Here is a 13661-nt window from a genome sequence, read left to right on the forward strand (position 1 = left end):
AACGCGATTCGCGACGCACGCACCGCACCCGCTCCTCGCGGAACGGAGCCCACGCCGCCACGACTTGGGCCGCCACGCACGCCGACCACGACCAGACTTCGGCCACGCCGCACGCGGTCGACCACCCAGGCCGGAATGCCGCTCTCGCTCCGGCGCAGCAGGCAGCCGCCGCGGGAACGCGGGATCGTTGCAGCAGGGTGTTCTCCGCCGTGGCCGGGACATGGACCGGATCTTGGAGTTGCACAGCAGGACGCCGCACCATGCCAGGCGCTTCCCGACACCGCTGAAGCCGCGGCTGGCGGTCGAGCGTCCGCCCGCCTGTTACGTGGCAGTGACTATTCCAGCACAGACCAGCACAAGATGGCAGGCGAGGATGATCACATCGCGCCTGACCAGTGTTGCGGCGACCGAGGGACATCGTGACCGGATGGCCCGCTCCGGCGCCGAAGGCACAGCGCGAGGGGATGAACCACCGACCGTTACCCATTCCCAGGGGGAATCATGTCCTTGACCCGTCCGACCGCTCGGCGCCTCGGCCTGCTGTGCGCCGCCACGGTCGCCGCCCTCGTCCCGGTCGTGGGCGCCGTGCCTGCCGCCATGGCCGCACCCACAGCGGTCGCCGCCGCGCACCAGAGTGTCGTGGCCGGGCAGAACCCGGGCGGCACCATGGTCCGTACGGAGCAGCTCGCCTCCGGTGGCGGATTCGTGGAGATCTACCGTGCCTCGGCCTCCCACTACTGGGGCCGGATCGTCACCTACTACGGCACCAGCGTGATCGACGCGAACGGTGAGACCGCGGTGCTCCAGGACAACGGCGAGTACACGTTCCTCACCCCGCAGGGGCACTTCGGGGACTGGATCGCCGTCTCGGGCAAGAACCAGTTCCGCGGGCCCGGCACGTTCACGATCGCCCGCGGCTACACCGCGATCGTCGAGCAGACCGGCAAGAACCAGTGGCGGGCGAAACTGAAGCGGCCTGCGGGCGGTGCGTTCCTGACCCTTCAGACGCACGCGGTCGACGACGGACACGGCGGGCTGTCCCACGTCTACGCCGGGGAGGAGATCGTCGACCCGGGCGGCAGGGCGATCTACGTCGTCCTGAGCGCGGACGGCATCATCACCTCCTTCGACCCGCAAGCCGCCACGGGCGGTGAGCCCCCGACCGACAAGTGCACCGCGACCCGCGTGCAGTCCATCGGGGCGGGCACCCTGGCGCACATGAGCAACCGCCCCAGCGGACCCCGGGTCTCCTTCACGTCGGTCTACGACGACGGCAAGGAGCGGCCGGTGCTGATGCCGCTGGACAAAAGCCACCCCTCGCTGCCCGCTGACGCCGGCATCCAGGCGCGGATGACGGGTGCTGACACCGCGGTACCCGAGCTGGTCACCCGGGTCGAGGGCGGCAAGGGTACGCCGGAGACGGTCACAGCGTTCCCGGCGGTCCCGAAGGGCTGCCGCGGCACGGGCACCGGTACCCCCACCGTCTCGGGCACGGCTGGACTTCCGGTACGCACGGCACGCTGAACGAGACCGGCCATCGCCGTGCGGTGTCGTTGTCCGCCGCACGTGGGCTGAGCCTCGCCAACCCCTGTGCGCCTGCTGGTTGTGTCGCGCCCGCGGTTCACGGCCGGGGTGGTCTCCTTGCGAACGACCCATGCGGCAATCCGCAACGCGTACGACGGCCCGCAGGCGCACACTCCGGGGCGGATTCCTCGGCGGGGGAGGCCCTTTCAGCATCCTTGCGTTGTATCTCGACAGGAGTTCGTCAGCCCCCCGGGGCGAGACCGCCAGCCCGTCCCGTACAGCGCCACTGCACAGCGGCGTACCTCGGGACGCCGGATGTTCGTTGAAGACAGCGTCGCGCGACGAACATCCGGTCCCCGCCGATTGTTGCGGGTCAGGAGGTTGATGACGCTTTCGGCAGGGCAGACCATGGCAGCCGCGGAGCCAGGGCTTGTCGCACCGTTGCCGGTGCAGTGCACACGCCGCGGTTGCCCTGATGGCGACCCTTGAACACGGCTCTGTCCGCAGTCTCGTGAAAGCGCCGGTAAGATCGTCTGCTCATGGATGCCAGTACAGGGCCCGAGATGATCCCGGTTCAGGCCGGGCAGGTCACACTGTCGGACCGGCGGACACGGCGGAGTTGGGCGGTCGAGCTGGACCCCTACCAGCTTGCGACGTACCCCATCACCCAGGAGCTGTACGCGCACGTGACCGGCGAGCGTCCAAGCACCGCCCGTGGGGACCGGCTGCCCGTCGAAGGTGTCTCCTGGTGGGACGCGATCCAATTCTGCAACGCCTTGTCGCAACGCAAGGGGTTCACGCCCGCCTACCGGCAGGTCGGCGGCGAGGGCATTGAATGGGACGTATCGGCCGACGGATACCGGCTGCCGACCGAAGCGGAGTGGGAGCACGCCTGCCGGGCCGGTACGGCGGGACCGCGTTATGGCTCCCTCGACGAGATCGCCTGGCATCGCGGCAATTCGGTAGAGACCATCCACGAGGTGGGAGTCAAGCGCCCCAATCTCTGGGGCTTTCACGACATGCTCGGCAACGTGTGGGAGTGGTGCTGGGACATCTACGACGCCGAGGTCTACGGCGCCTACCGAGTTCTGCGAGGCGGCGGCTGGTTCGACGAGCACTGGAGCTGCCGGGCCTCCGTAAGGCGGCGCAGTCACCCCACGTTTCGGGTCGACGACGTCGGATTCCGCATCGCACGTTCCGTGGTGCGCTGATCCACGATGCCACCTGGCAACCGGTCGAGATCCACGGTCGCGCGACATCACAGCTGGGTGAGGATGCGAGTCCGCAGGAGGTCGAACGAGGCCCGGCCGTACGTTGATGTGTTGAGTGTTTTCACCCGGTTCACGTGGCTTCGACCACCCCGGAGCTCCACGGCGGTGTCAGTCCGGCGGTGACGGCGTCAAGGTCCTGACGGAGGAAGTCGGCAAAGACCTTCATGGGCTTCGGCGCGTCCTGCTGGGCCTGTCGGATCCACTCCAGCAGCAGGTATCCGCGCTGGTGGCGCACCAGGTCGGCGAAGGTCCGGGCGAGGTCACAGGCCAGGGTGATGCCGGGCAGGCGAGCCGCACGTGAAGCAGCCGCTCGCCCGGACTCTCAGTGTCTCGCGGGGCCGCATGATCCACGAGGTGATCTCGCGGCGGCTGCGGATGTCGGCCCGGACCGGTTCGGCGGTGCCCGCCCGCAGGGCGGCGAGGTGTGTGCGGACGACCTGGCGGCTGCCCCGGTAGCCGCGCGCGTGGACCTCCAGGAACAGCCGGGTGCCGTTGACCTTGGCCTTGCGCCTCGGTGAAGCGGGCGTTCAAGGACGCCTTGAACGGCTCCAGGACGCCGTTGGGGCGGCGTTCGCGGGCGGAGGCGAGCAGTTGGTCCAGGTCGGTGTCGCGGAAGCGGCGGACGGTTCGGGCACCGGCCCGGGCGGGCCCCGGATCGGCAGCGGGTAGGGGACCAGAAGGTCTCGCGCGCCGGACGGCAGATTCTGGAGGTCCGCGCGAAAATCCCCTTGCTCAATGGTCAAGAATCGTTGACCATTTTTCGCATGCCAACCGATGATCTTCGCGAGACGTTTCACGTCACCACGGACGAGCAGTTGCGCGCCGTCTCCAATCTCACGCGCCACCGGATCATGGCCGTGCTCCGCTTCGAGCCGGCGACGATTACGCAGATCGCCGAGCGGGTGGGCCTTGCGAAGGGGAGTTCCAGCTATCACGTGCGGCTGCTGGAGCGGGCCGGCCTGGTGAAGGTGGTACGGACGCGGAAGGTGCGGGGTGTCACCGAGCGGTACTACGCGATGGCCGCGCGGTCGATCGTGCTGCCGGATCCGGGCGAGGGAGGGCCGGATGTGCTGATGCGGCATGCGGTGGCGGACCTGGAGGCGTCGCCGGCGGATGGCGAGCGGCACGTGCGGATGGCGCATCTGCGGCTCACCGAGGAGCAGTTCGCGCAGCTGGGGGCGCGGCTGCAGGCACTGGCGGACGAGTACCGGGAGCTGTCCGATCCGTCGCTGCCGGACGCGTCACTCGTCTTCGCACTGTTCCACCCGGCATCGCGCGAGCAGGCCGAGGAGGGCGCCAAGTGACCTCAGGCGTTCGGGAGTTGCCGACCGGGTTCGGACGCTTGTGGACTGCGCAGACGGTGTCCTCGCTCGGTGACGGGGTGTCGCAGGCCGCGCTGCCGCTGCTCGCGTTGACGTTGACGCGGGATCCGATGGCGCTCGCCGTCGTCACGGCCGCCGGGACGCTGCCGTGGCTGCTCTTCGGGGTGCTCGGCGGTGCGCTGGTGGACCGCTGGGACCGTCGGCGCACGATGTGGGGCATGGACGCGGCGCGTGCGGTGCTGCTCGCGATACCGGCGGCAGCGGCCGCGCTCGACGTGCTGAGCATTCCGCTGCTCGCGGCCGTCGCCTTCCTGCTCGGCCTCGGTGGACTCTTCTTCGACACGGCCGCCACGGCCTATCTGCCGGATCTGCTCGGCCGCGACCCCGCACTCCTGGAGCGGGCCAACTCTCGCTTGCGCGGGGCCCAGACCGCCATGTCCGGCTTCGCGGGGCCGCCTGCGGGCAGTGTGCTGCTCGCGCTCGGGCGGGCGGTTCCGCTGCTCGCCGACGCGGTGTCGTTCATGCTCTCCGCACTGCTCGTACGGTCGCTTCCCGCCATGCCCCGGCCCGTGCCGGAGGTTCGCGAGTCGCTGCTGCGGCAGGCGCGGGCCGGGGCCTCGTACGTCTTCCGGGACCGGTTGCTGCTCGGGCTCGCGCTCCGGCCGGCGGTCGGAAACGTCGCCTTCCTCGCTGTGGAGACCGTCCTCGCCCTCTTCGCGCACGACCACCTAGGCATCGACACCTACGGCTTCGGCCTGCTCCTCACGGCGGAGGCCACCGGCGGTCTACTCGGTGCGGGCATCGCCTCCTACCTTGGCCGACGACTCGGCACCGGCACCGCGCTGACCTGCACGGCCGCCGTCGAAGGGCTTGCCATCCTGGGCCTTGCCGCTGCCCCGAACCCGTACGTGGCCGGGCTGGCGCTCGCCGTCTGCGGGGCCGGCATGGGCGCCACGATGGTGCTCGGGCCCACCCTCCGGCAGGCGATCGTCCCCGCTCACCTGATGGGCCGGGTCGCCTCCACCTCCCGCATGCTGGCCATGTGCGCCGCCCCCGGCGGGGCCTTCCTCGGCGGCTGGCTGGCCGCCACGTACGACATCCGCACCCCGCTCTACGCCGCCGCCGTCCTCCTTCTTGCGATGACGGCCGTCACGGCATCCATGACCAACAACCGCCGTGTCGAAGCGGCGCTGCGTGCCACCGCCCCGGCCGGCGGCCCGGATCACCTGGCATCCAAGGATCCCGCCCAGGAAAGTGCACCCGACCTGTTGTGACGCCTGCCGCGAAGGGGGCACACAAGTCGGGTGCCAGGCCCCCCGCGGGGCGCGACGAGTGGCCGGTTCGGTCGGGTGTGCTGGCCGTCAGTCCTCGTCGCCCTCGGGGGCGTCCGGGTCCCGGAAGGGGCGCAGGCCCTGGCCGGGGCCGCCGGCTTCGATGTTGAACAGGCAGCGGCCCAGGAAGTTGATGTGCCGGTCCTTGAGCGGGGAGAGGCGGGCGACGTCTTCGTCCTTGATGTCGTGGCCCTCGGCACGGAGCCGGGCGACGGCGGCGTCCAGGTATCGGGTGTTCCACAGGACCACGGCGTCGAGGACCGGGCCGAGAGCGGCGAGCTGGTCTTATCCGAACTTGGCATGCTGACCGCCTGGGGCCGTCTGTCCGCCGATAGGTCGCTGAGAGTAGCGGCCGAATTTCTTGCGGATCAGCAGCCTCCCGGGCGTGTCGCCGAGCCAGTTCTCGCGAGGGTGCCCGACGAGGACGTCACCGGGGCCTTGGAAAATGCTCCTCATGGACGATGCCTTCACGCTCCTTCGGCGAGCGACTGATCTACTCCCCGAGGGCGCTCGGGCCGAAAACGGTGTGACGGTTGACGACGTGCGCGACTGTCAACGGCACCAGGAGTGGGAGCTCGTCCTCGACCTCCTGATGGAGATCGCGGACGAGCAGCCGGTTTCCTTGCGATTCTGGTCGCTACTCGAGGACGCAGCCCGCCAGATGATGCTGGAGCACAGCGCCGACTGGTGCGAGTGGCGGGCCTGGGAGACGCAGCACGGCACCCTCCGGGCCAGGCTGAGCCTGCTGAGCACGGAGGAAGGCGGACGTCAGACCGCCTTTTCCGGGCAGGGGCAGCTGCGGCCGCTCTGGGACATCAGCAACCGGGCGCCCGATGGCGGACAGTCAGTTAACGTTGCGCGACTGTGGGTGGAGGGTGCGCCCGGCCTGGCACCGGGAGAAAACGCGACGGTCCGTTTGGCGCCACTCAGCCCCGAACAGTGGCGCCATGTGCAGCCTGGCGATGTGATCACCATGCACGAGGGCCGGCCGGTTGTCGGCAGGGCCGTGATCATCGAGGTCACACCGCCTTCCGTCCCTGGGCGCGAGGGAGATCTGTAGGCGCGATCTGCAGGGTATCCGAGGCGCTCGGGGGTTGCGGGTCAGTCCGGGCTGGTCGCGTAGCGACCGCAGATGGGAAGATGTCCGGCATGACGATCAACAGAAAGGCCCATGCCGCGTAGGCGGCCTGGGCGCCTCCGGGCCGAGTTGCCGCGCCGGCGCCGGAAGCATGCCGACATCACGGCCATCCGTGGCCTCTCCTCAGCCGCACTCGCCGAGGTTCGACGGATCGAACGTCAGAAGAAGTACCTGTGGCCGGGCTCGATCGGGTCGGCGATGGTGCGCTGGCGGAGCTTTGTCCACCAGCCGAATCGACGGTTGTGGGAGTACAAGAGCGGTGGCTGCACGGAGTGGGCCTGTTGCGGTGATCCGTGGCAGGCCCGCGAGTTCCTCGAAGCGGTGATGCTGGCGATGTCCCGCCGCCGGTCGCGCGAACTCCGCAGCCTCGTTGAGGCTTTGGACCGACGGTACTGATGCGAGGCGGCACCGCTTTCACTGCTCGGCATCAAGACGTCCGGCACTGCTGCGGAAGTCGGGTATGCCGAGGTGAACGGTGGTGTGCTTGGCCGCGAGGCCGCGCATGGCAGTGAGTTTCTGCTCGGTGGCGGCGAGGCTGGCCTCGATCGCGGCGACCTCGCCGAGCCACCCCTGTTCCTTGGCCTCCTGGAGCCGGTCGAGCAGGTTCGCATGGATTTCCTCCAGGCGATGGCCCCTCTTGCCCTGGCCTACGCTGTCATTGAGCAGGGTGGTGGAGCGGGGTCTCTCGGTGTGCTCCTTGCCACGAACACCGTCCCCACGATCGTGTTCCTGCTGGCGGGCGGCTTGTTCGCGGACCGCCTGTCCCGCAGCCGGCTCCTCTTCATGGGGAATCTGCTGGCGGCCGGCGCGCAGGGTGCGCTGGCCGCCGCCGTGGCCACCGGACATGCGACGACAGTGTCGATCGCGGCATGCGGTTTCGTCTCGGGAACGGCGTCGTCGTTCATCGTGCCTGCTGCGCAGGGCGCCGTTGCGCAGATCGTTCCGAAGCAGCATCTGCAGCAGGCCAACGCGTTGCTCAGGCTGCCGAGCAACGCGGTCAAGGTGCTGGGTCCGGTCGTCGGCGGTGTCGTCGTCGCTGCCAGCGGCGCGGCATGGGCACTGGCTTGGGATGCGTTCACGTTCGCCGCCGCGGCCGTCCTGCTTCTCGGCCTGCGTCTGGATGCCCCGCTCGTTTCGTGCTGCTGGGCTCAGTGCGGAAATGCCCGGGGTGGCCGCTGCCTGGGCAGTTCCTCGCGGAAGGCGGCGATGGCGGAGCTGATCTGGCGCATCAGAACGGTGTCCTCCAGCCGATCGAGATAGAGGTTTGCGCCTGCGAGGACGGGCAGGTCGGCGCAGAAGTACAGTGCCATGAGCGGGTTGACGAACAGTTCGCTGCCGCGGGTGCGCTCGGTGAACCGTACATCGCCGAACTCTCCCCGCACCGCGGCGGCGACGGAGCCGTGCACGATACTCGGATGACTCGTGTGGCACCGCTGGGCATGAGCCACCGCGTCGAGGTAGGCGGCCCCCTCAGGGCTTTCGCGGGGGAGTGAGAACGCACCCAAGTAGCCTCCGGCGCGGTCCAGGGCGGCCAGGTTCTCCAGCACCAGAGAGTGGTTGACACCGTGGTAGGCGTCCACACCGAAGCCCACGCAGACCACGAGCCGGTGCGGGACCTCGTCGAGCCCGGCGACGGCCGCCAGGCTGGCCATGTCCTCCTCCGGAGTGCCGAGGCCGTGCTCGTCCCCGCGCATCAGGATGTCGGTCCCGCCGTCCACCAGTACAACCGCGTCCACGCCGCCCAAGTGCTCCAGGAGGGCCCGGTAGGCGGCGCGCAGCGGTTGGACACCCGTGCGGGGGAAGGCGTACACGGTGTCGGGCAGTTGCTCCGAACGGAGCCACTGGGCGAGGGAGCGCTCGGGGAAGTAGTCGCCACGCAGTGGGGTGTCCGGGCGGACGGCGGCGACGTCTTCCGCGACCCAGGACCCCAGGTCCAGGCCGTACAGGTCGGAAAAGGAGAGGCTGGCCAGGTGGACCTGGGCGCCGGCCGACCGCAGTGCGCGGGCCAGGGGCAGTCCGGCGTAGACGTCGAAGCCCCCGCCCGCACCGGCGACGAGGACCCGGTGCGCCTCGCGCAGGCGGGTAAAGAAGAGGGGCTCACGGAGGGAGATCACCACCAGACCCTAGCAACGCCCTAACTGCCCACAGGCTCGGGCCGTTTCCTGTGCGGTGAGGCGGGCGAGGCGCTCGTAGTCTTGCCTGGCGCGGGATCTCAGAGGCCCAACGGAAGATTCCCCCAGGTTGCGGGAATGGCGCGTTCGGTTGCCAGATCTTGAGGGAAGTCGCTGCTCAGCGGACGGGTGCGAGGGTGACCTCGTGGCCGGGGCCTTGAGTTGGTGGACCAGGTCGCGGAATCGGCGGATCGGGTCGATGAGGTGCTGCACGGTGGTGAGGTTGTCCCAGCCGAGGCGGACCGAGCGCGCCCGGCGCCCGAGGTCCTCGCCTTGGTGCACGACTGCGCTTCCGGCGACATAGGTGGCTCGCCGCCGGCTTCCAGGTGCTTCCGGCCGAGGTGGAAGGCGCGCTGCCATTCCACCGGCCAGGTGGGGCAGCAGGCAAGGTCGATGTCCTCCAGCTGCTCGTGCCGTTCCTCTGACAGCGCGCCGGCCGACGGCCCCACCGACAATCCCTCGGCACGTCTCTGCCGATCTCGGCGGCCTTGCGGGCGGCGGCGAGTCCTTCCTCCCAGGCGAGGTCGAAGTGGGAGCAGACCATGCCCAGCTTTTCCAGCTGTGCGATGCGGTGGGCGTCGATGTTCCCGGCTGCGTAGAAGCGGCGGGCGTCGGCGGTCCACACGCTCGGCCTCGCCGTGTGGATGGCCGCCTGCACCTTCCTGAAGCCGTGACGCCGTGCCGTGGGGATGTACGGCTGTCATTTGGGACTGAGTGGAGTGTGCTTCGCGACTCCGCTCAAAGCACCGCGCGTCAGACGTCGCTTCGTCCGCTGAGGCGGCGGTGGGCGATGAGGGTGGCGGCTATCGCCACGAAGCCGAGGAAGTGCTCGGGCCGGCGTTCGTAGCGGCGATGCAGTCGTCGGCAGCAGCCGGCCAGGACACGGTTCTCTCGACCACCCAGCCACGTCGACCCAACCGTTGTGAGGACTCGACGCCCCTGCGGGCAATGCGATGGCGGATGCCACGCCCGCGGAGCCATCGGCGCAGATGGTCGTAGTCGTAGCCCTTGTCTGCGTGCAGTTTCGCCGGCCGTCTGCGTCGCGGCCCGCGGCGCGATCGGATGGGCGGGATACCGCGCACGAGTGGCTCCCGACCCTGGCTGCCGTGCATGTTCGCCCCGGAGATGCCCAGGGACAGCGGCAGCCCGTTCCGGTCGGTGTCTGAAGTCGACGATCTGCCGTAAGGGCGGCTGCACCTCCGGTGTGCGTCCCTCACCTACGTCACCGGCGGGGGGAAGCGGCTGAATGCCACCTCCTACGGCTACACCGGCCGCATGCGGGATGCCGAGACCCTGCACCGGCGACCGCAGAGCGGTGCCGCCCGGCTGGGTTGTGCCCGGCGAAGGCCGCCCCGCGCCAGCCCAGCTTGGCCTTTGGCGGAGCGGAGAGAGGAGGGGCGAGCCCGATACCGGGCCGCCCCTCACGCGCGGGGTGCTGTGCAGAGCGGTCAGAGCCGGCCGGCGTCCTTGAGGGACTCCTTGGCCTCGCGGGACTTGCCCGCAGCCTGGGCCGCGCGGCCCTTGGCGATCAGCTTCTCGTTGCCCGTGACACGTCCCACTGCCTGAGCGGCCTTGCCGACGGCCTGCTCGGTCTTCGCGCGGGCCTTCTCACTGGCGGCCATGCTGTTCACCCTCCTCGGTTTCCGGTATGAGGTGCTGTGCGCATGACCCCTCACAGCGCCGGCAAAGCCAAGGCCACAGCAATGCATTGAGTGATCATTGCTGCACAGCTGCGGTGCATCACCTGCCGGAGAGAGGGAATCATGCATGGCGCGCACATGCCCTTCAACCCGCGGAAGAAACTCCTCTTTTGTGTGCATGTAGGGGCGGGATAAGGGCATTCGGTGGCCAGGAGGTTGATAACGATGGTTCCCCTGCTTCTGGTTCTTCTGCTGGCTCTGATCCTCTTCGGCGCGGGCTTCGCGCTGAAGGCACTGTGGTGGATCGCAGTGATCGTGCTCATCGTGTGGCTGCTGGGCTTCGTCGTCCGTTCCGCGGACAGCGGCGGCCGCAGGGGCCGCTGGTACCGCTGGTAGACGAAAGAAGGCCAGCGAGAGCAGCGCGCCCCGCGCTACCAATAAGTGGGCCCGGCCGCCACGGCCGGGCCCACTTGCGTGAAAAGGCGCGCCCTTGCAGTCAGTTGAGGCGGATCGGGCGTATCGGACTTACCGCAGGGTACGTGAGTCATGCACCGGCCCCGCAGACTCAGCAGTGGAACCCTGCTCCTCCTGTCTGCGGGGCCGGCCGCTGCGATCGGGCTTGCGCCTTGTATCAGCCGGCTCAGCATCGGCGCCAGCTCCGGTGCACATTCGCACAGTTTGCACAGCCGCCCCCACCGATGACCCGCAAGGTACGTCCTTGGGAGATACAAGGCTTGGAAGGCTCATGAGGATCTCGGTGAGGGCTGCCCGGGCCGTAGCTCGGGCAGCCCCTGTGTGGCCGTCGGCGGCCGCGCCGATCTCGGAGAGGCTTGCGGGGATGTTGAACCACGGGTTCTGGTCGTCGTTGGTGTACCGACAGATGCCATGTGCGGAGTTGACGCCCCAGGCGTTGGCCCGGGACCCCGCCGAGATCGCCGATAAGCCGCCGCGCCCCCTCGAAAGGCAGGGACGGCGGGCCGGCACGGCGAGAAGACGGCATACAGGTGATCGCGGATGAGGAACGCTTACGCGACATGCCGCAGCACCGACCCGGACGAACGGTTCGTCGAAGGCGCAGCCCAAACCAGGTGAAGACCGTCTGCAACGACTTCCCTGTACGCACCGAATGCCTCGCCTTCGCCCTCGACCGCCGCATCGAGCACGGCATCTGGGGAGGCACGACCGAGCGAGAACGCCGTGCCCTGCTGCGCCGACGGCCCACCGTGACGTCCTGGCGCAGCCTGCTCGAAGCTGCCCGCGCCGAGCACGCACACCGGCGCATGCGCGGCCGCCAGCGCCTGAGCCCGGCTGCGCCTCCTTGACGGACGGACGGCACGCCCCGATGTGGGCGGCACGACGCCGAGGGCGAGCGGGCGTCGTCGCATCCAGCAACTGGATGGATCAGCACCGGTACAGCTCCCTGCCGCCCAAGTCGCCGGGTGCGGGTCATGGCATCATCCCCGATTCGGCATCCGGCTGGCCGCCCGCGTCTTCCGCGAACGGCCGGCCAGGTCGTTGACCTGTGTCAGCTCACCCTCAGCTGATCTTCACGGTGACCGGCGTGGAGTGGAACGTGCCGGTCCTGGTGGCCACGCGGATCTGCTCGGTGCCCTTGGTGGTGAACGTCCGCTTGATCGTGTAGGTGCCGTTCTTGTTGACGGCCGCCGTGGTCCTCAGGGTGGTCCACTTGCCGTTGTGCAGGTGCTGGAGTACCAGCGTGGAGCCGGCCTTGATGCCCTTGACCCGGCCGGTGAACACCACGGTGTTGCCCACCTTGACGGCCTTGCGGTCGGCCGAGACGGTGATCGAGCCCATCGCGGGCGCCGTCCGCGGCGGTTTCATGCGCGGCATGCCGGTGCGGGTCATGGAGGGCTTGGGGGCCGGCGTGCCGGTTGCGGCGACGGCTCCTGCGGTGCCGGTCGACAGCATGGCGGCGGACAGGGCACCGGCGGCGAGCGCACGGGTACGGCGGCTTCGGGTGAAGCTCATGGTGGATCTTCCTTTCGTCGAAGTCCCCCGTGCGGGCCAGCCGGCCACTCACACGGCGGATCTCGCATCCAGGCTGACCCGACCACCGCTGAGGAGCATGCCGACGCGAGGGCGCCAGTCGTTGAGACCCGTACGTTTCGGGGAAGAGACGCAGGTCAACCGCACTTCCCCTCCCAGACGGACTGCTTACATGTTCTTACTTTCAGTCACCGGATCGGAGTAATCCCTGCGCGTAGTGATCGCGTTGGCAGTGCCTGCAGAGCGGTGGCTGTGACGGTCCGATCGGCACCGTCGAGGGCCCGCCCATCCGCCTGTTCGAGCTCCGCGAGCGGCACGCGAAGGCGAGCGCGATCGAACTGTTGGAGATCCACGCGAGCGGATCGGCTCACCGGCCTGGTGGGATAGCCGACCACCCCGGGCTGCCCCGCTCCAAGATCTTGCGGCGGGCGACGCCGCACAGGGTGTCTTCGAGGATTGGTCCTGTCCTTGGGGCCTGGGACCTGAATGCGGGAGTCGGTCAAGGGAGTTCGCGGTACGGCATGGCAGCGATGGTCACGAGTGGTGGCGGGCGGGACCGGGTTTTGGGCATGGCGTACGAATGGGACTGCCGGCGGTCTCGCAGCGCCACCACGGAACGAATCGCGCCTCTGGCGGTGCTCGGTCCCCGTTGACTCGAACGACGACAAGCACATCGTTACGCAACTGATCTTCATCGAGTTGGTCCTCGGGCTCATCGCCCAGGCACAATGAAGCTGTTGAGCGGCCTGCCGTCCCCCCGTCGGCAGGCCGCTCACCGCATGTGGCAAGGATCTGGCATGCGCTGTCGCCTCCCTGGGCCTTGTCGCCCCGAGATCCGGGCCGCCGGCTGGAGAGGTATCTTCCGGCGTCGTTTCGGATATGCCACGTCACGGACGCTCACCGGGTGCCTGCGTGCGCGTGGTCCAAGCCAGGCCGCTCGTGGCCTCACGCGTTGCTGCCAGATCCCTTTGGGGCGAAGGTGGCAAGTAGCACCCCTCGGCAATGGAGGTCACCGTGATAGCCCTCGGCGTGATCCTTCTCATCGTCGGATTCCTACTGAAGATCGCAATCCTCTGGACCATCGGCATCATCCTGCTGGTCATCGGGGCGGTCCTGTGGATCCTGGGCTCCGTCGGGCATGCGGTGGGAGGCCGACGCCACTACTGGTAGAGCAGCCTGCCGGCGTTCAGCCTCGCGGCGTTCCCTGTCAGCGATCCAGCCGTCGAGCTGGGCGAGGGCTGCCGTCGCCTGCTGTAC

General features: G+C 69.0%; 10 protein-coding genes and 5 pseudogenes. 9 read left to right on the plus strand and 6 right to left on the minus strand.

Annotation, left to right across the window (positions count from 1 at the left end; genetic code table 11):
* Positions 1 to 501 precede the first annotated feature (501 nt).
* Both AB0L59_RS28560 and AB0L59_RS28565 read left to right on the plus strand, forming a co-directional pair.
* Complete coding sequence (locus tag AB0L59_RS28560; RefSeq protein ID WP_365589110.1) at positions 502 to 1524, plus strand: hypothetical protein; 1023 nt, start codon at positions 502 to 504, stop codon at positions 1522 to 1524.
* Positions 1525 to 2063: 539 nt separating this feature from the next.
* On the plus strand, positions 2064 to 2735 hold the full coding sequence (locus AB0L59_RS28565; protein WP_365589113.1) for an SUMF1/EgtB/PvdO family nonheme iron enzyme: 672 nt from the start codon (positions 2064 to 2066) through the stop codon (positions 2733 to 2735).
* Positions 2736 to 2782: 47 nt separating this feature from the next.
* Here the strand turns inward: AB0L59_RS28565 and AB0L59_RS28570 are convergent.
* Positions 2783 to 2952 (minus strand): annotated as a pseudogene (locus tag AB0L59_RS28570) (ISL3 family transposase); the annotation flags it as partial.
* Between the two features lie 607 nt (positions 2953 to 3559).
* Between AB0L59_RS28570 and AB0L59_RS28575 the strand changes: the two are divergent.
* On the plus strand, positions 3560 to 4099 hold the full coding sequence (locus AB0L59_RS28575) for a winged helix-turn-helix domain-containing protein (RefSeq protein ID WP_365589115.1): 540 nt from the start codon (positions 3560 to 3562) through the stop codon (positions 4097 to 4099).
* Positions 4096 to 5391, plus strand: a complete 1296-nt coding sequence (locus AB0L59_RS28580) for an MFS transporter (protein WP_365589118.1) — start codon at positions 4096 to 4098, stop codon at positions 5389 to 5391. The genes AB0L59_RS28575 and AB0L59_RS28580 overlap by 4 nt, the downstream gene beginning before the upstream one ends.
* An 87-nt stretch (positions 5392 to 5478) precedes the next feature.
* Here the strand turns inward: AB0L59_RS28580 and AB0L59_RS28585 are convergent.
* Positions 5479 to 5733: pseudogene (locus AB0L59_RS28585) on the minus strand (Tn3 family transposase); the annotation flags it as partial.
* Positions 5734 to 5902: 169 nt separating this feature from the next.
* Between AB0L59_RS28585 and AB0L59_RS28590 the strand changes: the two are divergent.
* Positions 5903 to 6508 (plus strand): hypothetical protein, encoded by a 606-nt coding sequence (locus tag AB0L59_RS28590; protein WP_365589121.1) that lies wholly within the window; start codon positions 5903 to 5905, stop codon positions 6506 to 6508.
* A gap of 655 nt (positions 6509 to 7163) precedes the next feature.
* Positions 7164 to 7717: pseudogene (locus AB0L59_RS28595) on the plus strand (MFS transporter); the annotation flags it as partial.
* A 17-nt stretch (positions 7718 to 7734) separates the two neighbouring features.
* On the opposite strand, the gene AB0L59_RS28600 reads toward AB0L59_RS28595, so the two are convergent.
* The 3 genes and pseudogenes from AB0L59_RS28600 to AB0L59_RS28610 form a co-directional block, all read right to left on the minus strand.
* Positions 7735 to 8700, minus strand: coding sequence for a DUF1152 domain-containing protein (locus AB0L59_RS28600; protein WP_365589124.1), 966 nt, complete (start codon positions 8698 to 8700; stop codon positions 7735 to 7737).
* Between the two features lie 810 nt (positions 8701 to 9510).
* A pseudogene (locus AB0L59_RS28605) lies at positions 9511 to 9914 on the minus strand (transposase); the annotation flags it as partial.
* A 291-nt stretch (positions 9915 to 10205) separates the two neighbouring features.
* The gene (locus AB0L59_RS28610; protein ID WP_365589126.1) at positions 10206 to 10379 is read right to left on the minus strand and encodes a CsbD family protein; all 174 of its coding nucleotides are present in this window, start codon (positions 10377 to 10379) and stop codon (positions 10206 to 10208) included.
* A gap of 243 nt (positions 10380 to 10622) precedes the next feature.
* Here AB0L59_RS28610 and AB0L59_RS28615 point away from each other — a divergent pair, with 243 nt between their 5' ends.
* Entirely contained in the window at positions 10623 to 10793 is a 171-nt protein-coding gene (locus tag AB0L59_RS28615) for a hypothetical protein (protein ID WP_055705189.1), read from the plus strand.
* 618 nt (positions 10794 to 11411) lie between these two features.
* Positions 11412 to 11719, plus strand: a pseudogene (locus AB0L59_RS28620) (WhiB family transcriptional regulator).
* A 214-nt stretch (positions 11720 to 11933) separates the two neighbouring features.
* Here the strand turns inward: AB0L59_RS28620 and AB0L59_RS28625 are convergent.
* On the minus strand, positions 11934 to 12386 hold the full coding sequence (locus AB0L59_RS28625) for a hypothetical protein (protein WP_365589128.1): 453 nt from the start codon (positions 12384 to 12386) through the stop codon (positions 11934 to 11936).
* A 1032-nt stretch (positions 12387 to 13418) separates the two neighbouring features.
* Between AB0L59_RS28625 and AB0L59_RS28630 the strand changes: the two genes are divergently transcribed.
* Complete coding sequence (locus AB0L59_RS28630) at positions 13419 to 13574, plus strand: DUF6131 family protein (protein WP_365589231.1); 156 nt, start codon at positions 13419 to 13421, stop codon at positions 13572 to 13574.
* The last annotated feature ends 87 nt before the right edge of the window (positions 13575 to 13661 follow it).

Source organism: Streptomyces sp. NPDC052109, assembly GCF_040680195.1.
Classification (GTDB): domain Bacteria; phylum Actinomycetota; class Actinomycetes; order Streptomycetales; family Streptomycetaceae; genus Streptomyces.

Coding starts and splice junctions, on each gene's coding strand:
- AB0L59_RS28560 (WP_365589110.1), top strand. CDS start 502: ATGTCCTTGACCCGTCCGACCGCTCGGCGCCTCGGCCTGCTGTGCGCC.
- AB0L59_RS28565 (WP_365589113.1), top strand. CDS start 2,064: ATGGATGCCAGTACAGGGCCCGAGATGATCCCGGTTCAGGCCGGGCAG.
- AB0L59_RS28575 (WP_365589115.1), top strand. CDS start 3,560: ATGCCAACCGATGATCTTCGCGAGACGTTTCACGTCACCACGGACGAG.
- AB0L59_RS28590 (WP_365589121.1), top strand. CDS start 5,903: ATGGACGATGCCTTCACGCTCCTTCGGCGAGCGACTGATCTACTCCCC.
- AB0L59_RS28610 (WP_365589126.1), bottom strand. CDS start 10,379: ATGGCCGCCAGTGAGAAGGCCCGCGCGAAGACCGAGCAGGCCGTCGGC.
- AB0L59_RS28615 (WP_055705189.1), top strand. CDS start 10,623: ATGGTTCCCCTGCTTCTGGTTCTTCTGCTGGCTCTGATCCTCTTCGGC.
- AB0L59_RS28625 (WP_365589128.1), bottom strand. CDS start 12,386: ATGAGCTTCACCCGAAGCCGCCGTACCCGTGCGCTCGCCGCCGGTGCC.